This window comes from Rhodococcus sp. G6(2025) (assembly GCF_058628105.1).
The window spans coordinates 564,139-584,565 of record NZ_CP179751.1; the positions used below are offsets into that span (position 1 = coordinate 564,139).

The 20,427-nt window shown below is 63.3% G+C and carries 14 protein-coding genes and 1 pseudogene; 8 read left to right on the forward strand and 7 right to left on the reverse strand.

Annotation, left to right across the window (positions count from 1 at the left end):
* Positions 1-9 precede the first annotated feature (9 nt).
* The 4 genes from ACLIVD_RS39630 to ACLIVD_RS39645 all read right to left on the reverse strand — a co-directional run bounded on the left by ACLIVD_RS39630 (position 10) and on the right by ACLIVD_RS39645 (position 5,308).
* Positions 10-1,680, reverse strand: coding sequence for an ABC transporter permease (locus tag ACLIVD_RS39630; protein ID WP_491933385.1), 1,671 nt, complete (start codon positions 1,678-1,680; stop codon positions 10-12).
* Positions 1,664-2,695 (reverse strand): ABC transporter substrate-binding protein, encoded by a 1,032-nt coding sequence (locus tag ACLIVD_RS39635; protein ID WP_491933386.1) that lies wholly within the window; start codon positions 2,693-2,695, stop codon positions 1,664-1,666. Before ACLIVD_RS39635 ends, ACLIVD_RS39630 begins: the two co-directional genes overlap by 17 nt.
* A gap of 52 nt (positions 2,696-2,747) precedes the next feature.
* The gene (locus ACLIVD_RS39640) at positions 2,748-4,211 is read right to left on the reverse strand and encodes a tyrosine-protein phosphatase (protein WP_491933523.1); all 1,464 of its coding nucleotides are present in this window, start codon (positions 4,209-4,211) and stop codon (positions 2,748-2,750) included.
* Positions 4,212-4,339: 128 nt separating this feature from the next.
* Positions 4,340-5,308, reverse strand: coding sequence for a MurR/RpiR family transcriptional regulator (locus tag ACLIVD_RS39645; RefSeq protein ID WP_491933387.1), 969 nt, complete (start codon positions 5,306-5,308; stop codon positions 4,340-4,342).
* A 978-nt stretch (positions 5,309-6,286) separates the two neighbouring features.
* Between ACLIVD_RS39645 and ACLIVD_RS39650 the strand changes: the two genes are divergently transcribed.
* From ACLIVD_RS39650 to ACLIVD_RS39685, 8 genes are all read left to right on the forward strand, one after another.
* Positions 6,287-7,639 carry an MFS transporter gene (locus ACLIVD_RS39650; RefSeq protein WP_491933388.1) on the forward strand — a complete coding sequence of 451 codons (1,353 nt, stop codon included), beginning with the start codon at positions 6,287-6,289 and terminating at the stop codon, positions 7,637-7,639.
* 29 nt (positions 7,640-7,668) lie between these two features.
* Positions 7,669-9,255, forward strand: a complete 1,587-nt coding sequence (locus ACLIVD_RS39655) for an AMP-binding protein (protein WP_491933389.1) — start codon at positions 7,669-7,671, stop codon at positions 9,253-9,255.
* 39 nt (positions 9,256-9,294) lie between these two features.
* A complete protein-coding gene (locus ACLIVD_RS39660; protein ID WP_491933390.1) occupies positions 9,295-10,047 on the forward strand; it encodes a citryl-CoA lyase in 753 nt (250 codons plus the stop codon).
* Between the two features lie 62 nt (positions 10,048-10,109).
* Positions 10,110-10,718, forward strand: a complete 609-nt coding sequence (locus tag ACLIVD_RS39665) for a response regulator (protein WP_491933391.1) — start codon at positions 10,110-10,112, stop codon at positions 10,716-10,718.
* Positions 10,715-12,664, forward strand: coding sequence for a GAF domain-containing sensor histidine kinase (locus ACLIVD_RS39670; protein WP_491933392.1), 1,950 nt, complete (start codon positions 10,715-10,717; stop codon positions 12,662-12,664). Before ACLIVD_RS39665 ends, ACLIVD_RS39670 begins: the two co-directional genes overlap by 4 nt.
* Before the next feature lie 133 nt (positions 12,665-12,797).
* Positions 12,798-13,628, forward strand: a complete 831-nt coding sequence (locus tag ACLIVD_RS39675) for an enoyl-CoA hydratase/isomerase family protein (RefSeq protein ID WP_491933393.1) — start codon at positions 12,798-12,800, stop codon at positions 13,626-13,628.
* Complete coding sequence (locus ACLIVD_RS39680) at positions 13,615-15,348, forward strand: class I adenylate-forming enzyme family protein (RefSeq protein WP_491933394.1); 1,734 nt, start codon at positions 13,615-13,617, stop codon at positions 15,346-15,348. The genes ACLIVD_RS39675 and ACLIVD_RS39680 overlap by 14 nt, the downstream gene beginning before the upstream one ends.
* Positions 15,345-16,058: an enoyl-CoA hydratase/isomerase family protein gene (locus tag ACLIVD_RS39685; protein WP_491933395.1), complete on the forward strand. Its 714-nt coding sequence runs from the start codon at positions 15,345-15,347 to the stop codon at positions 16,056-16,058. The genes ACLIVD_RS39680 and ACLIVD_RS39685 overlap by 4 nt, the downstream gene beginning before the upstream one ends.
* Before the next feature lie 197 nt (positions 16,059-16,255).
* Here the strand turns inward: ACLIVD_RS39685 and ACLIVD_RS39690 are convergent.
* The 3 genes and pseudogenes from ACLIVD_RS39690 to ACLIVD_RS39700 form a co-directional block, all read right to left on the reverse strand.
* Positions 16,256-16,822 (reverse strand): annotated as a pseudogene (locus ACLIVD_RS39690) (integrase core domain-containing protein); the annotation flags it as partial.
* Between the two features lie 1,172 nt (positions 16,823-17,994).
* Positions 17,995-18,759: an SDR family NAD(P)-dependent oxidoreductase gene (locus ACLIVD_RS39695; protein ID WP_491933396.1), complete on the reverse strand. Its 765-nt coding sequence runs from the start codon at positions 18,757-18,759 to the stop codon at positions 17,995-17,997.
* 1,176 nt (positions 18,760-19,935) lie between these two features.
* On the reverse strand, positions 19,936-20,352 hold the full coding sequence (locus ACLIVD_RS39700; RefSeq protein WP_491933397.1) for a winged helix-turn-helix transcriptional regulator: 417 nt from the start codon (positions 20,350-20,352) through the stop codon (positions 19,936-19,938).
* Positions 20,353-20,427: the final 75 nt, after the last annotated feature.

The following is a 20,427-nucleotide window of genomic DNA, read 5'->3' on the forward strand; positions in this document are numbered from 1 at the left end:
GTAAATGGGTCAAAAGCGCCCGGCGCGGCTGCCGGCGAGCAGGCCGATACCCGCGATGCCGACGAGCGCGACGAGCAGGGACAGCGCGGACGCGGCGTTGTAGTCGCCGGCCTGCTGCAGGTTGAAGATGGACACCCCGAGGGTCTGGGTGCCCGGTGCCACCAGCAGCACCGACATGGTCAGCTCGCGCACCGCGGTCAACGCCACCAGCATGCCGCCTGTCGTCGCGGCCGGCACCGTCATCGCCCACGGCACGTCCCGTAACGACCGCAGGCGGGACGCACCGGACGCGCGCGCCGCCTCTTCCAGCGAGGTGGGGGTGGTGGACAACGGCGCACGCACCGCTTGCACGACGATCGCCAGGAATGCGGTGACGTACGCGCACAGGATCACCCACCGGGTGTCGAACAAGCTCGTGTAGCGGCCGACGATCAGCCAGCCCACAGCAATGACCAGCCCGGGCACGGCCTGCGGCAGCATCGAGAGCAGATCCAGGCTCGTGTTGTCCCGCGAACGGGTGCGGGTCGTGAGCACTCCGACGACCAGCCCGGCGACCGCGCACACGATTCCCGCACCGGCGGCGAGGAAGAGCGAGTTCTGTACGCCGACAATGGTTCCCGGCGCGGTCACGGCGGCCTCGATGCTGTCGAGTGTCAGATTTCCCCACGTCAGCGGCACGCCTGGGGCGGGGAGCAGCGCCTGGGTGGCGAGCGCGAGGATCGGCAGTGCCGTCAGGGCGAGCCCCACGGTCCAGGCGAGCGCCCCGGAGAGGATCCGCGCGCCGCCGAGAGGTAGCGGTTGCGGGGCGGTGACCGGGCCGTCGAGTTGCCGGGTGCGCCGAGACAGTCGCCGATCGACGAACACCGCGAGCACGGCGAGTAGCAGCAGCACGATCCCGATGGTCGAGACCACCTCGAGCGGACGGTCCACCGTGCCGGACTGGATGTACCGGTACACCATCGTCGACAACGTCACGTACCGGTCCGGCAGACCGATCAGGGCGGGAATCCCGAAGTCGGCCAGGTTCGACACCGCCGTGAGGGTGAACGCGGCGAGCAGTGCGGGCCGCAGCAGCGGCAGCGTCACGGTGCGCATCGCGTGCCACGGGGAGGCGCCGCCGATGCGGGCGATCTGTTCGAGGTCGCCGGGCACCCTTCGCATCGCCGCCGCGATGATCAGGTACGCCATCGGGTACGAGTGCACCGTCAGCAGGAACACGACGCCGTCGCCGCCGTCGATGTTCCACAGCGGAGCACCGAACGTCTCGGTCCAGAACCGGTTCACCGTGCCGCTCGGGCCGAGCAGGCCGGTCCACGCAATCGCGCCGACGAAGGGCGGGATCAGCAGCGGCGACAACAGAATCAGGCGCAGAATACCGCGCCCGGGCAGATCGGTGCGGTCGAGCAGCAACGCCATCACGGTCGCGAGAACCACCGCGAACACCGCCGACAGACCGGCCGACACCACGCTGTGGGTCGCGGCGCCGACGATATCGTCGTCGATCAGCTGTCCGATGTGGTTGCCGCCGACGCCGAGTGACACGACAGTGGCGAGCGGCGCGACGATCACCGCCGCGACGAACAACCACACCGCCACCCGCACGGCGCCGACGGGCTCGAACCGCCGCCCGGGCAGGGCTCGGGCGGCGGGAGAAGATTCGGTGCTAACCGACGAGGCCATTGAACTTCCGGACTGCCTCGTCCTGGATCTGCGTGATCTTCTGCAGATCCGGGGTGAGCAGCGCGAGTTCGGACAGTGCCGGTGCTCCGTCGGGGGTGCCGACGTCGCCGCGCACCGGCAAATACTGCTGCTCGACGGCCAGTTCCTGGCCCTGCTTGCTCACGAGGAAGTCGACGAACTTACGTGCCGCCTCGGCGGCGTCCGAGTCGGTGAAGATGCCTGCCGGCTGCGAGATGTAGGGAATGCCGTCGGTGGGATAGGCCAGCCCGATCGGAGATCCCTTCGCCGCCAGTTCCCGCACCAGGTAGTCGACGACGATGCCCACCGGCTGCGTTCCGGCCGCGACGGCCTGCCCGACCGGTCCATTACTTTCGGCGACCACCGGTTCGTTCGCGGCCAGTGCCTCGAGCCAGCTCTCGCCGAGTTCGGGGGTGCTGAGCCACACCGCGGTGTTGAAGGCGGCGGCACCGGACACATCGGGGTTCGGCAGCGTGATCTTGCCGAGGTACTTCGGGTCGGCCAAGTCCTTCCACGCGGTGGGAGGCGAGTCGACCGCCGAGGTGTTGTACGCGATCACCGTCGGGATGATGCGGGTGCCCACGTAGAAGCCGTCGGGGTCGACGACGTCCGGGTTCAGTGCGTCCACGTCGGCGGGGGTGTACTGCTGCAGGAGCCCTTCGGCCTTGTAGCCCTCGAAGGTCGGGGCGTCGGCGGCGAGCAGCACGTCGGCGCCGATCGTGCCGGTTGTGCGCTCGGCCTCGATGCGGGCGGTGAGGTCGCCGGTGCCCGCGCGGAACACCTCGACGTCGATGCCCGTCTCCTCGGTGAACGCGGCGACGAGCGCATCGATCTTGGCCTGCGGTTCGGAGGTGTACACCGTCAACGTCTGGCTGCCGCTCGCGGCGGTGCCGGTCTGTTCGGCGTCGGATGCGGCGGGCTCGGAGCACGCGGCGAGGGTGAGCGCGGCGACGGTGCCGAGCGCGGCGACCGATATGCGGCGGGACAGGGATTTCACAAGTTTCTCCTGGTCGAAGGGGTGGGTGTCGAGGCGGAATGACGAGTTCGGGTCAGGGCGCGGCGGCGGTGAGGGTGGGGCTCGACCGGAACAGCACGTCGGGGGTGTGCAGGGGAATAGGCAGCGCGCTCACTCCGTTTCGTGAGCATCGGACGATCGAGTACGTCGGGGCGTCGAACCCGACGACGGTGTCGGCGGACGTCCCGGTGTCCTGCAGGTAGGCGAGCGAACCGCCCACCCACAGCGGGATACCGGCGAACAGCCCACTCATCGGGTGGTGGAAATGGCCGGCGAGGATCGCCATGACGTCGGAGCCGTCGAGCGCCGCGGCCAGTTCCTCCGGGGCGGCCAGTTCACGTCCGGCGAGTGTGGCTGCGGGTGACGGTACCGGTGGGTGGTGCAGTGCCAGGAGTGTGCCGTTCGGTGCGGGCGAGCCAAGCTCGGCGCGCAGCCGGTCCAGGTCCTCTCGCGACACCGATCCTGTCGCGGTGTCGAGCCCGATCACCCGGAATCCGTGCACGTGTTCTATCGGGTTTCGCCCGAAAGTCGTTGTGAAGCTGACCGGTTCGTCGTGGTTTCCGGGGACGACGACCACCGGGCATCCGAGCCGTTCGCGCAACTCGTCGAACGCCGCGGCGAGGGCCGGGTAGGTCGAGGATTCGCCGTGGTGCGACAGGTCTCCGGTGACCACGACGACGTCGGGACGCAGCATCGACGATTCCACGCGCTCGGCGACCTGCCGCACCCGGGCGGTGCCGTCGACCTGTGTGTAGAGCGGTGCGGTGGCGGTGGCGTGCACGTCGCTCAGGTGCAGCACCGTGAGTTCGGTGGTGTCGAGCAATCGCACGCGCAGCGCCTCGAAGTCGGGCTCCGTGAACCCGTGGGCACGAAGATAGTTCGTGACGGTTTCGTACCGGCTGCGGACGTGAGCGAGGGCGGTGGCCAGCGCCGGCGGTGGCGAATCCAGGTGGAGTTCGAGTGCCCGGGCGTGGTCGGCGGGGTCGAGTGACAGTCCCGTCAGCAGTCGCCTCACCGGTTCCTCACGGTGGGGTCGCACCTGCGGTCCCGAGCGGGCGTAGTCGTCGAGGATCACCGCGTGCGGAACGCCCACTGCCGCGAGAGCCAGGGCGACGACCAGTCCGGTGCGGTCCTTACCCGCGGTGCAGTGGACCAAGACCGGGGCGGGGGAGTAGGCGAGGGCGCGTAGCGCCTCCGTGAGGGCGCCGCCACGTTCGTCGAGCAGTGTCCGGTAGACGACGGCGATGTCCCCGATCTGCGGCGGACCCGTGCGCGGGTCGTACAGCGGATGGTGCGCCACCGACCAGTCGCGCGTCGTATCCGCGGTGGCACGTTCGGTGACGTCGCGCAGGTCTATCACCGTGCGGATACCGCACGCGCGCAGACTGTTCCGGCCTTCGGTGCGGAGGTGATCGAGCGCTGCGGAGCGGAACAGTACGCCCGGTGAGAGGCCGGGCCCCGCGACCGCCCGCACATTGAAGGTGCCGGCTACCTCCATCGACTCCACGATCCACCTTTCACCACTCAACGTTCCATTCGTTCCGGAACGGCGTTCCGTCGGTGACATCGTGTGGGGCGGGATTGAACGGGTGGGACCGCGTCGCCCAACAGTCGGTGGCGGGAACGCTAACAGTCAGAGGGGTTCCGAGTGTCGCAGCCGCTCGTACGCTGCGGTTCATCGGGAAGTGAATCGCTGAGCGCGTCAGCGACGACGTCGCGCGCCCCGGTGTCCACCGCACCCCGCTCGGGATGGCCCAGCACCGCACGTTGCAGGGCATACAGGATCGTGAACTGGCTGATCCTCGCCGAGAACGAATCCGCCTCGTTCTCGTGCAGACCTGCTCCTGCCCACAAGACGTGCTCGGAGATACGGGTCAGCGGGGTATTGGAGTAACTCGTGATCGCTATTACCGACGCGTTCCGTTCACGCGCCGCCGCGCACGCCCTCAACGTGTGGGTGTTCGCGCCGGAGTAGCTGACCGCGAGACACACATCCTCGGCGTTCAGCAACCGCGCCGAGAACTGCTGCCCGAGGATGTCGAGCGGCGCCTCCACACTGCGACCTGCGGTGGTGAAACGTAACGCCGCGTCCTGGATCGGTGGGGACGAGAAGCCGTTACCCACCATCAGGATCCGTCGGGCCCGGACGATCAGGTCCACGACGACCGCGAATCCGGCGGCATCGATCGTCGCGTGGGTCGCGGTGAGCGCCTCGGTGGCAGCCCCGAACGCCGCGTCCGCCGGGGTAGCCACCTGATGCTCGGGGTCCGTTGTGACGCGGGCCAGTTCGAGCCGGAGATGCTGAAATCCACGAAATCCCAGTCTCTGACATGCGCGCACCACAGTAGCCGGGGACGTGCCCGATGCCGCCGCGAGTTCCGCCGTCGACAGCTCGACCACCGCCGCCGGCTCAGCGAGTACAGCCCGCGCGACTCGCTGTTCACCGGGGCCGAGTGTGGCCAGGCCGGCACGCAACCGTGCGAGAGTGGCGCTCGAACGCCACGGGTCGGCGGAGGAATGCGACATGTCGGCTGCTGTCCTGTTCGTCCCCACGCCGGTGGACTCCGGCAGTGTCAGGACCGTCAGGGTAGCCACTCCTGCGTCGTCGCCGATGGAGAGTAGTGACGCTTCACTCCAGCGTCACCGAACAGTTGGTAGCAGGTCACCAGTTCGTCACCGTGATGGTCGGCGTCGATTGCTACGGAAACGGTTTCGATGCGCGCCGCCCGGGCCACCGCCTACAGCCGCTCTGCTGCGCAATCGCATCGCAGCCGCAGCCGCAGCCGCAGCCGCAGCCGGTGGTATGCACGTCGCCCGGACGAGTGACCTGTTCGGTCTGGCCCGGTCGAGTTACTACCTGAGCTGCCTCGGCCACGCCTGGCGGTGGACCAAGCAGTTCCAACAGCGGTACGCCAACGAGCACCGACACAGCGGTACGAGCAGGCAGACGCCGTCGGCGATGTCGGTGCGGGCGGCCGAGATGCGTCGTGCCCGGTCCAGGACCGGCTCGGCCGGATCTGGACCGGGCATCCCGAAAAGTCCGCCGCCGCCGTGCAGCGGCCGCCGCGGGCGGACTCAAACCGCACCGGCTCGCGACGTTCACGCGGTCGAACGATCCGCGGTTCGAGCAGAAGTTCGGCGATGTCGTCGACTTGAACCCGCCGGAGAGAGCGAACCGCTATGTGAGGACTGGGATCTCTCCCCTCCCTATCCTGGCTCGACCTGGTCGAGCGCTGGTTTTAGGAACGGACCGACAAGGCGTTGCGGCCCGGCGTGCGTTCCTCCGTAATCGACCCGTTAGCCTCGATCCAGGAGCACCGCGACCGACCACAAGGACTCCCTCCCGTACGTCTGGACCGCGGCCGCCGAATCACTCCTCCGAGAAAGTTGCCCGCGGGACTAGTCGAAACATTCAGCCCCAGCACTAGGGAGGTCGCCGCGGAGGGTCGTTCGCATCGAGGTTGAGTGATACGAGGACTGTTACTTTCTCCAGTCGACTGCACGTCTCGTCCCACCGAGCATTAGAGCACCACAGTCCGATGCTCACTGAGCAAACTGATCAGCGAGGATTCAATGACGAATCTCGAATTACCCGATGTGACCGAGTCTCGTTCCACTCGCGTAGCGCTCAAACGCGTCGTTGCCGCATCCATTATCGGTTCGACGCTTGAATGGTACGACTTCTTCCTCTACGCCACCGCGTCGGCCCTGGTGCTGGCCCCGGTATTCTTTCCCAGTGCTGATCCCACGGTCGGTACCCTGCTGTCCTTCGCGACGTTCGGAGTCGGGTTCGCTGCGCGCCCGATCGGATCGATAATCTTCGGCAATATCGGCGATCGACTCGGACGCAAACCCGCGCTGATCGCCACGCTGATACTGATGGGCATCAGCACCGCACTAATCGGACTCGTGCCAGGGTACGACACCATCGGCATCGTTGCACCGATCCTCCTCGTTGCACTGCGCCTGTTGCAAGGACTCGGTGCGGGCGCCGAACTTGCCGGAGCGACGATTTTCGCCTCCGAGTACGCCCCCAAGAATCGCCGCGGCCTCTTCGGCTCGATTGCGACAATCGGGACCTACTCGGGCACGGTCCTCTCTTCGGGGATCTTTGCCCTGTTCTTCCTTCTTCCTTCGGAGGCATTCGGATCCTGGGGTTGGCGAATTCCCTTCCTGCTCAGTGTGGTCGTGGTCGGTGTCGGCGTGTACATCCGCCTGCACATTGATGAGACCCCGGAGTTCAAGGAAGCGGCGGAACGGGATGAAATCGTCAAAGCTCCGTTGGCCAATGTCTTCCGGTACGAGTGGCGCAGTGTCCTGCTTGTCATTGGTATCGTCGCCGGCGCCTTCACGACGACCTACGCGTACCAAACTTATTCTCTCTCGTACATGAAAACTGTTCTCGGTATTACCGGGGCAATCGGAACCCTCGCGGTGGCTGTTGCCGCGTTCATCGCCATGTTCGTGGTCCCACTAATGGGCGCTTTGTCGGACCGGGTCGGGCGTCGGCCGGTGCTGATTAGCGGTTGCATCATCTCGGCCATATTTGCCTTCCCGTTCTTCCTGCTGCTGAACACCGGGGACAACACGCTGATTATCATCGCGATGATCGGAGGTGTCGGCATCGGCGTTCCCACGATCCTTGGTGTGCAGGGTGTGCTGCTCAGCGAATTGTTCTCCACCAAGAACCGGTTCACCGGGTTCTCGGTCAGTCGCGAGATAGGTTCGATCCTCTTCGCCGGCGCCACACCTTTCGTTGCCACGAGTTTGGTGACCGCGGCAGGAGGCCAGTCCTGGCCGGTCTCGCTCTACGTCATCGGCGCATGCTTGATCACCCTCGTGACCGGCATCGTGATGCGCGAGCCAGCGCCGACTAGCGAACAACGTGACGCGGTTCCAGCACCGAATAACACTGCGGGCCGGTGAAGTATGAAGATTACGGAAAGGAACCATCGATGACATTCGATGCCTCCGCACTCCCCGGGCGACTCGACGCAGACGAATCTCTGGCGCTTCCCACGCTTCTCCGCACTCGAGGACAGGACTGCCCTGATCGGATCTTCCTGCGCAATGTGGACGGCAGCGATCTCAGCTACGGTGACCTCGAACGCCGCGTGCAGGGATGGATGGCAGCACTTGCCCTGCAGGGGGTAGGACCGGGAGACCGGGTAGCCACGCTCCTACCGCCGTCCTTCGACGCGGTAGCCGTCTGGATGGCGGCCGCCCGATTGGGCGCCATCGAGACCCCGATGAATACTGCGTTGAAGGGGGAGTTTCTCGCGCATGTGATCCGTAACGCGGCGCCGAGCTGCATCGTGGCGGCATCCGCTTTCTTGGGCCAGCTCGACGAGGTGGTACGTGGGAAGCAGGAGATCCCACGGGTTCTCCTCGCTGGTGACGAGCAGCGTGGCACCTCGGTCGTAAATCCGGTAGTGCCCAGCCTCGATGACGAGTTCGACGGGGAAGAGTGCATCGCCCGCCCACACGATATCGCGACCATCGTCTACACCTCGGGCACCAGCGGGCGCTCGAAGGGAGTCCTGGTTCCGTGGGCTCAGGCGTTTGCCACAGCCCGCTGGCTCATGCCGCTGGAGGGGCGTGAAGGCGATGTCTGGTACGGACCGTGGGCCATGTTTCACGTGTCGGGCAAAGTCGGGCTGTACAGCAGCGCCCTTCTCGACGGCCAACTCGTCATCCGTGACGGGTTCAGCACCTCGAACTTCTGGACGGACGTGCGACATTTCGGGGTCACCTCGACGATGATCGTCGCTTCGACTGTAGCGTTCCTGTCCCGGCAGGATCCGACCGAAACTGATCGCGCGCATAGCCTCCGAAATGTGTGCGCGGCGCCGATGCCGGAGGACCCAGACGCCTTCAGCAGACGTTTCGGTGTCAAGCTGTGCACCGTATTCAATATGACCGAGACTGCATCGCCGATATCAACCGGCTGGGATCCGGCACCATCCGGCTCCTGCGGCACGGCGCGGCCGGGGGTCGAGGTAAGGATCGTAGATGAGCACGGCGCAGATGTGCCGACGGGAACAGCCGGGGAGCTCCTCCTGCGGGCCGCGGTCCCACATGAGACCATGGCAGGCTATTGGAAGGCCCCGGAGGCGACAGTCGAGGCCTGGCAGGATCTGTGGTTTCACACCGGTGATTCGGTTCGGCGCGACAACCTGGGCCACTTTTACTTTCTGGACCGCCTCAAAGACACCATCCGCCGTGGTGGTGAGAACATCTCATCGACGGAACTCGAAGCGGCAGTTAATGAGCATCCCCTCGTCCGTGAATCCGCGGCGATCGGAGTGCCGGCGGCATGGGGGGACCTTGAAGTGAAGCTCTTTATCGTGCCGGAGGTGGGCTTCGATGCAGAGGAACTCGCCGCCTATCTCGACTCGCGTCTTCCTCGATTCATGCGCCCCAGCCTCATCACCGTTGTGGACTCGCTGCCCAAGACCCACACCGCCCGGATTCAAAAGGCTCAGCTCCGGGCCCTCGTGGACGACCGGGTCACCTGGGCCAGGCAACGAACTAACGCGTAACGCCCTCGACTATCTGAAAGCTGAAAGGACGACAACTAAATGACCATTCAGTCGATGGGGGAACCCACCAAGGACGCAGTGACCGTGCGCGGCTTTGATTTGGCATCGGAACTCATCGGGAAGGTCAGTTTTGCCGATCTATTCTTACTCGAACTCAGCGGCCGACTGCCCAGCGAAACCGAACGTAAGATCCTCGACGCGGTACTCGTCGCGCTCACGGAGCACGGACTCACGCCCACAGCGGTGGTTGCACGGCTCACCGACCTCGGGGCTCCCGGCGCACTGCAGGGCGCCGTTGCGGCGGGGCTCCTCGGAGCGGGAGACCATTTCCTGGGCGCGCTTGACGGGTGCGCCAAGATTCTGCAGGAATGGCCCAGCGACAACGACCCGGCCTATGCGGTCGCAGTCATCAATCGGCTGCGCGAACGCGGGCTTCGGGTACCGGGACTGGGACATCCCACCCATGTCGATGGTGATCCCCGGACAGCTGCCCTATTCGGTTTCGCAGAGACCACCGGATTAGGAATGGTCATGGCGACGCGGCTGAAAGCACTTCAAGAAGCAGCCGAGACGAGGTCTGGTCGTGTGCTGCCGATCAATGTGGATGGTGCAAGCGCGGCGCTCTTGTCAGAGATTGGACTGCCTTGGCAGATTTGTCGTGGTGTCGCGCTCGTCGCGCGATCCGCAGGCCTGGTCGGACATGTCTGGGACGAGTCACAGCACCCGACCGCGACCGCCATCTGGCAGGCCGCCGAGACCACCGCGCCGTACCGTTCACCGGCATTGAGATAATTGTGTGTGAATCGGTCGCGACGACGCTATCGGGCGGAACACCAATGATGGAGATACTTGTCGTGGACGATCACGAGATCGTTCGCGAAGGGTTGGCGGCGTCGCTGAACAGCGCCAATATCCAAGTAGTGTCAGCCGTGGGGTCAGGAGCCGCGGCTCTCGACGCACTCTCCACAACTTCAGTCGATGCCGTCATAGTGGATCTTCGGCTACCTGACATGTCGGGCCACGAGCTGATCAGACACATCAAAGCGAAGTGGCCGAACATCAAGATCATCGTCCTCAGCACCTACCTGAGCGAAGAGACGGTTCGGCTAAGCCGAGAATCCGGTGCTGACGACTATGTCGCCAAGTCATCAGGACTGTCGGAACTCCGTGCAGCACTGTCGCGGCTGGCCGATTCGGTCTCCCTCGACGAGACTCCAGCCGATCTGGTCAGACGCCTGCGTTCGGACGGTGACGACGTCCTCCTCACACCCCAACAAGAGCGAGTGGTCACCCTGGCCGCCCAGGGGAAGACCGACAGGGAGATCGCCGTATCGCTCTTCCTCTCAGAATCGACGGTGCGCTTTCACATGCAACGACTCAAGGAGATACTCGGTGCACGGTCCAAGACACAGGTCATCGCCGAGGCGATCCGCCGTGAACTCATCCGTCCAGGGCCGCCATGACCCGCTTCGCTGACTCGGCGGGCTTTGCCATGGGCCTCGACGAGATGGACGGCCTATGCCGGATGGTAAAGGAACTACTCGCATGCGACGCCGTGGCCATCCTGCTGTGGGGAGGGAATGCCCCCGAGGTCGGTGTCGCCGACCTCTCACGAAATGATGCGATCAGACTTGCGCAACAATTCGCTCCCAACAAGAACACAATGGGCAGCCGAACGCGCACCGACCCTTTCGACCCCTTCGATGACGACGGGGAGACGATGAGTGGATGGTCGCTCCACGCGGTGTTGACTCGCGTTGGTTTCGCCTCGGCCACCCGGGCGGCACTCGTCCGCGACGGGCAAGTTGTAGGACTCCTCTGCGCTTTCACGAAATCCGATGGCCGAGTCGACACGGCATTGGTCAGCGCGCTGGCGCGCTGCTGCGAGTTCGCTCTCGAGTACCGTGGCCCAGTCGAATCGCTCTCGAAGATCGACTCGCTCGTACTCCACGCTGACTCGTTCATCACCCTGATTCCGGCCCTGACAACGGCCATTACGGCACTTCTCGGTGAGATCTCTGTAGGCCTGTCGGTCTTCGACGCCGAGGTCGGCCTCCTCAAGACCATGAACGGCTCCTTCGCGCTTCCCCCGGAGATCACGAAGTGCTACTCGATCGACCCAAACGATCTGCACAGCAACGCGGCCAGGGTTTTCGAACTGCAACGACCCTTCGCGAGCAATCGAGTGATTGGGGACCCGGCCATTCTCCAGAACTATCCAATTGCGTTCGGGATCGAAAACATGATTGCCCTGCCACTGGTCATTTCTGGAAACTCCACCGGCGTCTTGATGATTGCGAACAAAGATGGAGGATTCCAGCCTTCGGATGTGGAGCACGCGGCCGAACTGGTGCCACAAATATCCGTCGCCGTCGAGCTTGCCCGAATCAACGAAGCAAGGCGCTTTACTTCGAATGCGGAGCAGGTCCTCGCCGAAATCAGCCATATGTCGGCTGACCCGGTCCTCGATCCCGACAGCTTCCGCCCCTCGCTCAGCCGGGCGGCAGAGCTGATCTACGCCGACGAACTCCGGCTCACGAACGGAGCAGGTACGGTTCTCTCCGTTGCGCCGGACCGTGTCGTCCTACCGGATCCCTCGGTCAAGGCCTACAGCCTGGAGTTTCCCGGTGGTCGGGCCTGGACCGACCCACTCCGGCTGGTAGCGACTCGAACCCTTGGCGGGGTCTTCAGCCCCACCGAGCACCAGTTTCTCTCCGGAGTTGCCAGAGCACTCACCGAGGTGAAGATGAGGAGTCGTGCACAACGCCAGGAGGCAGAACTGATGCAACACCGGGAGAGGCAACGCATCGCCGATGACCTCCACGACGACGTCTCGCAGCTTCTTTTTGCGGCGCAACTAGAGCTCGACAAGGGGGCGCAAGAGGAGAACCTGGCTGGACGAGCTACTCGGGCCGCCTCCGAACTGATCCGCAGGGCGGAGGGTGCACTTCGAGACGCAATCTTCGTCCTCCAGCAACCAGAGGTTGCCGCGTCAGCCGCGTTGGTAGACGTAGTCGAATTGATCCGCACTGAGTGGGCGCTCGAAGTCACCTCCGCAATCGACCCCACGATTGATCGCAGAGTCTCACCGGAAGTCTGCACAGAAATCACACGGGCCGCCCGTGAATGCCTGATGAACGTCGTTAAACACGCGGGCCCGTGCACGGCCTTCCTTTCCGCGCGCCTAGTGGATGGTTTCGCCATCGAAATCGCGATCACTGACACCGGGTTCGGTCTCCGTGGAACCGAGTTCGAACCCGGCGGTGCCAACGCTCATGGATACGGTTTGTCAGCACTACGCCGTCGTGTGAGCGCGTTGGGCGGATCGGTCACTGTCCGTGGTCAGGCTGGCGTTGGAACGACTGTGACGATCCGGATACCGATTCCGAATCAGATCGAAGCTCGGTGAGGATTCCAGCTGCTGCCTGCCTAGAGGCTGGCAGTTTCGGCAGTTGTGCGACCCGAACGGCACCGGAACGATAGAACCGCGAGGAAGCACGCGAGCTTCACGCGTCAGCCGAACCGAAGCGAGGACGACATACATGAATCAGAATCGGTACCGCGCAGAGGGACCGGACGTCGAGAATATCGATGTCGGAGGCCAGGCCGTAATCATGTCGCGAAGCGACAGCGTGGCAACCATCACCCTTAACCGTCCCGACCGACTCAACTCAATCACTGTCGAGATGCTCGACTGCCTGGAAAGAGCGTGGAGAATCGCAGCCGATGATGACACCATTCGAGTCGTGGTGCTCACCGGTGCGGGGCGGGCATTCTGCGCCGGTGCCGACATCGACGAGTATCTCTCTGAGCCGCCCAGCCTGTCCCGGTTGCTCTCGCCGAGCAAGGATCTCAGGCCTGATCGTGGCCTCGAACTTCGCAAACCGGTGATCGCCGCCATCGACGGCCCCTGCCTGGGTGGCGGGCTCACACTCCTGCTCTCCACCGACATTCGGTTCGCCACAGTTCGATCGACGTTCGCAACCCCTGAAACCGGCTGGGGGATACTCGCCTGTTACGGCGGGACTCAGAGACTCCTTCGCCAGATGCCACACGCCGGTGCAATGTCGATGCTACTTGGCGGTGAACGACTCACAGCAAAACAGGCACACCAGTGGGGACTCATCTCCCATCTCGTCGAGAGCGAAAGCGTGCTCGACGCCGCACTCGCCATGGCACACCGGATTGCTCGGCGGGCTCCGCTAGCGACCCAGGCCACGAAAGAACTTGCCTTGCGGTCCTACGATATGACCATCGATTCCGGTATCCGACTGGAAGACACCATGGTCCGGCTGCTCCAGGACAGCTTCGACGCCGAAGAAGGCATATCGGCATGGAAAGAACGACGAGAACCCCGCTATGAGGGACGGTGAACCACTAGTGTCAGGATCGCACTACGCAGAAGCGGTCTCACTTCAGGCCTTACTCGACTCGCTGGGTATCGACCCCGAGTACGAGGACGGCGAAGTCGCATCCGCACAGGCGCAGGGTGTCCGCCCGCTGCCACGCCTGAACTTCACACAGTTGCTCCAACTCACCCAGGCGCGATTCGGATCCGATCACACCCTGTTCGAGTTTCCCGACTCGGCCTCGTCGATGACGGTGGGTGAACTCGATACAAGGGCGCACCGATTCGCTCGAGCACTGATGGCAGCCGGTGTCGACCACGGGGATTCGATTGCAATATGGGGGCCAGCGTCACAATTGTGGCCGACGGCCCTACTGGGCGCGGGGATGGTGGGTGTGCGGGTATGTGGGCTGAACACCAGGTATCGGGGTGAGGAGCTTTCTCACGTGTTCTCCACGCTTCGTCCCTCTCTGCTGATTGTGATGACAGGATTTCTCGGAATCGACTCGGAAACGCTGGTCCGTGGGACAGTCCATAATTCGCGAAAGGATGGACGATTCGATCCCAGGGTGCTAATCGCGCAGAACGGACAAATCGATGGTGACATCGAGAGATTCTTCAGCGCGGGCGATCTCATAAGCGACATTGAATTCCGATCGCGTGCGAAAGCGGTCCATCATCGCGACGCGGCTCTCGTGCAATTCACCTCAGGCAGTACCGGAAAACCGAAGGCGGTCCTCCTCTCCCAGTCCGCCTCCGTCGCCGCAGCGCACTACGGCGCGGAAAGTATGGGCCTGGACACCTCCGATCGAATGTACAGTCCGCTACCCTTCTTCCATATCGGTGGGACGATCTCGACCGCGCTCGCCGCCCTCACCAGCGGTTGCGAAATGGTAGTCCCACAGAGGTTCCGGGTAGCAGACGCGTTGGCGACGATCAAGGCAGATTGTACGGCGTTCCAGGGACACGGAGCCTTCTGGCGGATCCTTCTGGAAGAGTACCGGGCACATCCCGTAGCCCTGCCACGGTTGCAGAAGGGCTGGGCAAGCGGAGACTATCAGCTTCTGCGTTCAATTCACGACGAACTCGGTGTCGCAGGGCTGGTCAATATGTACGGGTCGAGCGAGTCTGGAACCATCGCCTGCACTCTGCCTCAGGATCCGATACAGATTCGCCTCGACGCATTGGGCCGTCCGACCCCGGGCACACAAATTCGTGTCTCGGACGTGGCCGGCGAGGGCGAGGTCCAGCCGGGCCAGGTTGGTGAGCTATGGCTTCGCGGCCCAATGGCGATGCTCGGTTACCTCGGCGAGAAGGAACCTCCCCATCAGGACCATCGGGCCTGGATCCGGACGGGAGATCTCGTGCGTGTGGAAGGCGGCGTGCTCTATTACGCAGGCAGGACAGACGACCGCTTGAAGCCGGGTGGGGAGAATGTCTCGATCATCGAGGTGGAGGAGTTCATCGCGAAGGACCCGGCGGTGGAGCAGGTTGTCGTCGTCGGCGTGCCCGACGCCAGACTGGGGGACGTCCCCGCGGCCGTGGTTCGCGTGCGCTCCGGCGAAGCGACCGCGGACTCCATCATCGCGCGGTGTCGCGAGAACATCGCCGATTTCAAAGTTCCCCGACATGTTCGCATCGTCCAATCACTGCCGATGCTAGACACCGGCAAGGTCGACCGGCGCCGCATCCGTGCCGAACTCGTCGACTATCTCCAACGCACTGCAATAGGCGGCGATTCATGACTGCGCCGTCCGATCTGGTCCGTGTGACCATCGACGGCGCGATAGCGACGATCGAGCTGGCACGCGACGCTAAGCGCAACGCACTCAACGTCGAGTTTGCCAACGATATAGCGGATGCGTTTGCACGGATAGATTCCGCCGACTGTGACCTCGTCGTCCTCCGCTCGGCCGGACCGGTGTTCTGTGCCGGCGTCGACCTGACCGAGCCAATGCGTCTGGACAGTGAATCACCGGAACTCGTCGTCGTCCAGGCAATCCTGAACAGCAACGCCTTTCTCGTTACCGTCATCGACGGCCCCGCGCTGGCCGGTGGCTTGATCTTCGCGGCGCTCAGTCCCGTGGTCATCGCGTCGGAACGCGCGATCTTCTGGCTGCCCGAGCGCTCCATCGGCCTCTTTCCCGGTCGCGTACTCGCGTTCCTCGAAGAGGTCATGCCACCGCGGCAGGCATTCTGGTACGGCCTGACGGAACGCCAGATTGATGCCAAGCAAGCACAGGCACTTGGGCTCGTTAGCGAGGTGATTGCGCCCGAGATCCTCGACATCCGCGTCGCCGATCTTGTGTCCGAGCTCGCAAGCTCGGCGCCGGGCTTCCTGCAGGCGGCACGGGCAAGTTGGGCTCTCCATTTCACTTCCCCTTCTCAGCTGTCTCGGCGCGCAGACCTGGACGCGCTATTGGCGCGCAATGTGCACGATCACCAGAGGTTTTGACACGGCAGCGGCCACATCGGAGGGAGCGGAGTGCTGAGGAGGTTGGCATCCGTGTCACAGGTGCAGATTGCGTTCGGCGCGAGTGGCTTCTCGGGGTTGAAGCCACGGACGCTCAGAGAGTGAATTGGTGGAGGCACGGCAAGGTTGGTGGCCCGGACCCGCGGAAGCGATTGGCCTCGGCTCCGACCGGGTGAACCCTAGCTGTTAGCCCTTGGCACGCTATGAACGCCGACGTGGTCGATGGGTGAGTTGCCGTCGATCCCGGTATGGGTTCGGCGGTGATTGTCTTGATACAACCAGGCTTGGTAGGTCGATGAGCGGGTCTCGTCGCTGAGGGTGTGTGTCTACGACGCCCGCTCCGCGGCGAGGGGCCGATTGAACCGTTCGACTTTTCCGATGGTCTAGGGCCGGTACGGTCTGCTTCGCTTGTGTGCAATGTCCGGACCGAGCGTGTCTCTGAAAACGTCCGAGCAGTCGCATGATCCGTTGTCGTTTAACACTCGCGTGCCGGTGACGTGATGGCCTGAGAAGAAGTCGTTCGCTCGGGACCAGAACACGGCGGCGGCCTTCTTCTCATCGCGCATAATCTCCGAGTACGCGAGCCGGGAGGGATCGTCGACGTAGTGGCGCAAGTACGAGTAGCCCACTCCGGAGCGGTTGCGTCGTCCGGCGGCGCGACGAATTTTGCAGTGTCCACCGACGTCCGTGATGCGGCCGAGTTTCTTGATGTGGACGTGGACGAGGTCGCCCGGTGCATCGTGCTGCAGTGGTGCGCGTGTAGTAACCACACCGACCCCGGAGGTCCTTACTATCTCCGCTCGCCACGCCATCTAGCGCCTGGACCAGCGGGCCGGAATCGCATGGAACCACGTCGGTAATCACCGCTCGGGAGTAGGACCTGCTTCTCCTGTCTTCGAGAACTTAATCTTCGGCGTCGGACACGTCTGTCCAATTGACCGTCACTAGATGATTGATGAACTGCGTATGCGGATGCGGCCCGATCCGTAACCAGATGCCTCGTATTTGCGGAGGCAATTGGTGAGACGATCGGTCATCACAACCTTGGGCGTGTGGACGTCACCCGTCTAGGCCGGATCGGCGGGGACACGGGTATGCACGTGCTAAGTTGTGTATCTCGTCTTGGGCACAATTCGACTCAGGGATTGCCTGCCACAGTCGTTCGATGAAGCGGCGTGTCGTCATTCCGAAGTGTACAAGAATCTCGTCCTCGGTAGCGCCCCCGAATGGTGCCCACATGCTGGCGAATTCGATGAGGCGCTCTGCCTCAGTGTCAGGATGGTTGCGTTTGCGGTTGGCTTCAACCCAGGCGGCACGACGCCTCTGGCGCCACTGGCGATACTCACGAGAGTTCACAGAAATCACACATCTGATCGGGACTGCGGAAGCCTTGGAAGTTTGGGAGGTGGGAAATGCGGAGAATGCCAGTCGATCTTGCGCTGACGGTCAACCACTTATGTGACGCCGGCCAGACAGTGGGCTCTTCCTCCTGATGTCATCCTGGTCAATTGCGACGAAGCAGACGCGGGGCGGCGCTGGGCCTGCATGCGATGCTGTGAGGCAGACAGACTGGCGAGCATTACGATGCTGGAGCGGCACAATTCTGTTGGACGAGCGGTGGACCGAGTGTCGCCCAGGTAGTTATGGCCGCCGTACTCGCCGTTTGCGGGCGGACTTGCCGGGGGCGCTGTTATGAACAATGCCGATGTGCTCCAGATTTTTTGGGCAGACAGCGCCCGCAAGGCGGATGGGATGAGGGGTGGGGAACTCCCTACCAACCGGCTTCTCCAAGTCGGCCCACGTACGAGGCAGGTTTACCCTCGGCAGCGTGCGATTCGCGAGATGCGGCGTGGCGACCGGACTCCACTGCCGTTGCAACCCGGCGGGGCCGGACCTCGGTTTCGAGACCCCGTTCCGATCACCCGGCGGTAATGCCGCCATCGATGGCTAGTGCGGCTCCGGTAATGAAGGGGGCTTCGTCACTCAACAGGAATGCGACGAATGCCGCGATCTCTGCTGGCTGCGCGATCCGGCCGACTGGGTGCATTGCGCCTGCACTGCGCACAGCTTCGTCTGGATCGACGCCCATGTTATTGCGGAGAAGTGGTGTGTCCACGCCACCGGTGACGAGCGCGTTGATACGGATTCCGATCGCCGCCGTGTCGAGTGCTGCTGAGCGGGTGAGACCGATAACTCCGTGCTTCGCGGCGCTGTAGGAGGACATGCCCGCCATTCCTGTAACACCCAAGTTTGATGCGTTGTTGACGATCGCGCCTCCGCCACTTGTCCGTAGTGCGGGTATCTGGTATTTCAGCCCGAAGAAGACGCTGTTGAGGTTAAGGGCGATGTCTGCGTCCCATGCGCTGCCGGTGATCTCATCCACGGGGCCGTACGCGGTCGCGGCTCCGACGTTGTTAAACGCGCCGTCGAGTCGACCATAGTGGCTGATCACCTGCCGTACCAGATCTGCTACGGAGGCCTCGTCGCGTACATCTGTTGGTACAAAGTGTGCCTCACGCCCGTCGGCGCGGAGATCGGCCTCGAGTGCTCCACCGGTCTCTGCGCTCCGCGCAGCAAGGACGATCTTTGCGCCCTCGGCGGAAACCCGCTCGGCGACAGCGCGTCCCATGCCTGACGTAGCACCTGTGATTAGGATGACTTTGTTTGCGAAGCGTGCGGACACGTTCACTCCTTTCGTTCTTACTAGCAACTTGGTGCTATGCGGGGGCATTAGCCATCGGCGGACTCCGCCGTGCTGAAGCCGTCGATTGGCCGGCGGCGTTATCCGCTCGGAGTATTTGCCTGACTTTCCAGGTGAGTACACCCAACTCAACCACGTGTCGGGCCCACGTTCGGCTTCTCGGTACGGCCTGGGGCTCGCGGATTAAGCATCTTCACGGGAAGGGCGCTGTTGTGCCGCATTGCTCCGCCTGGCTCGGGGTGAGGGCCGACGGGATCCGTCGAGCGCTCGCGCTTGTAAGCCGGATTGCATCAACAGGTTCGCAGCCTCGACCGCAGGCGTGCACGCGAACCGAGCTCATGCCTATTGCTGGATCCGCTTCTGAAATTTCGGCGGGTTGTGACATGTCTGGCCTGCTGAATTGGTATATGCCTACTGCCCGCTTTCTCACAACCTCTAGTTTGAACCCTTGTTCCAGGAACGTCTTCAATTCCATTGATCAGGTTGGAGCACTCGGCAAGGCTTTGCAAGAGGGCACTCTCAAGTGCGGTGGTATCTCCGGCGGAACCGCTTTTAGGTGTCCGGCCGTGATCGTTTCCCCGATGGGACGCGAGTGACTGCTGTGGAGACGGGGGTAGATACTGCTACGTACCCGAAATGCCCCGCCGGTCACCTCAACGTGAGTGGGAGGTAAGTTCCTGGCATGGCGAGTGCGGCGCTGGCAGGGGTCGAGTTGGCGGCGGAGCCTTGCCGAAATGCCAGTGCCAGCTACGAACCTGGAGGACTCGTCGCTATCGCTTGATCTCCCCAGGTACGACTTTAGCGGCTGGCTAAACCAACACCAGATTGTGCCAGTGGCAATATTCCGAGCAGGGCGTCGAAGTCGCCGAGTAGGCATGATCGGGGACGCTCCTCCAGGGGTCCCAGACTCGTCAAAGTGACTGCACCCGTGAGGGCATGACGCCTGTCAGCAGGCCGAACCCTTCACCGGAGGTGGCAAAGGAGAATGTATACGATCGGCGCTGGATTCTCTCGTTCCGGTGTCGCGCCGAGGTCGCGCGACACTGCAAAGCTCCAGGAGATCCTGGCTGGGCATACCTGTCGGAAGGGACATACTTTCGCTCACCATAAACACTAGGCGAGATGGCGCATGATCCGTACGCGGCCGAACCTACATCGCTAGACCACGCCTTCGCGTTCGTCGTACTGATGACGAGCCTGCATGATGACATCAGCATTGACGTCAGTCCACCGCGCGAGTGCTTGCGCAATTTTGAGTAGATCTTGGCCCAGTTTGGTGAGCTCGTATGTCACGCGCGGCGGAGTCGTGGGGAAGACCGTCCGAAGGACGATCCCATCCCTTTCGAGACCGCGAAGTGTGGAGGCGAGAACCCGTTGTGTGATCCCGTCGGTCGAACGGCGTAACTCGTTGAAGCGTAGTGTCGTCGACCCTAGATTGCAGATAACGATCACCGACCACTTGTCGCCGATTCGCTCGAGAACGCTCTTGATCAACGCCTCCCGGGATGGATTCGATACCTCACAGGAATCGGCGGCCGCCTGCCCAATGGTTACTTCTGAGATACCTGGTGACATCAGAGTGCTCTCTTGTCGATTGCCGACCGGCTACGGATACTAAAGATAGTATCATTCGGATACCTGGTATTAGAA

What these genes read in the sequence shown, in the direction of transcription:
- ACLIVD_RS39630 (WP_491933385.1), bottom strand. Translation starts at nt 1,680, where the DNA reads ATGGCCTCGTCGGTTAGCACCGAATCTTCTCCCGCCGCCCGAGCCCTG.
- ACLIVD_RS39640 (WP_491933523.1), bottom strand. Translation starts at nt 4,211, where the DNA reads ATGGAGGTAGCCGGCACCTTCAATGTGCGGGCGGTCGCGGGGCCCGGC.
- ACLIVD_RS39650 (WP_491933388.1), top strand. Translation starts at nt 6,287, where the DNA reads ATGACGAATCTCGAATTACCCGATGTGACCGAGTCTCGTTCCACTCGC.
- ACLIVD_RS39655 (WP_491933389.1), top strand. Translation starts at nt 7,669, where the DNA reads ATGACATTCGATGCCTCCGCACTCCCCGGGCGACTCGACGCAGACGAA.
- ACLIVD_RS39660 (WP_491933390.1), top strand. Translation starts at nt 9,295, where the DNA reads ATGACCATTCAGTCGATGGGGGAACCCACCAAGGACGCAGTGACCGTG.
- ACLIVD_RS39670 (WP_491933392.1), top strand. Translation starts at nt 10,715, where the DNA reads ATGACCCGCTTCGCTGACTCGGCGGGCTTTGCCATGGGCCTCGACGAG.
- ACLIVD_RS39675 (WP_491933393.1), top strand. Translation starts at nt 12,798, where the DNA reads ATGAATCAGAATCGGTACCGCGCAGAGGGACCGGACGTCGAGAATATC.
- ACLIVD_RS39680 (WP_491933394.1), top strand. Translation starts at nt 13,615, where the DNA reads ATGAGGGACGGTGAACCACTAGTGTCAGGATCGCACTACGCAGAAGCG.
- ACLIVD_RS39685 (WP_491933395.1), top strand. Translation starts at nt 15,345, where the DNA reads ATGACTGCGCCGTCCGATCTGGTCCGTGTGACCATCGACGGCGCGATA.
- ACLIVD_RS39700 (WP_491933397.1), bottom strand. Translation starts at nt 20,352, where the DNA reads ATGTCACCAGGTATCTCAGAAGTAACCATTGGGCAGGCGGCCGCCGAT.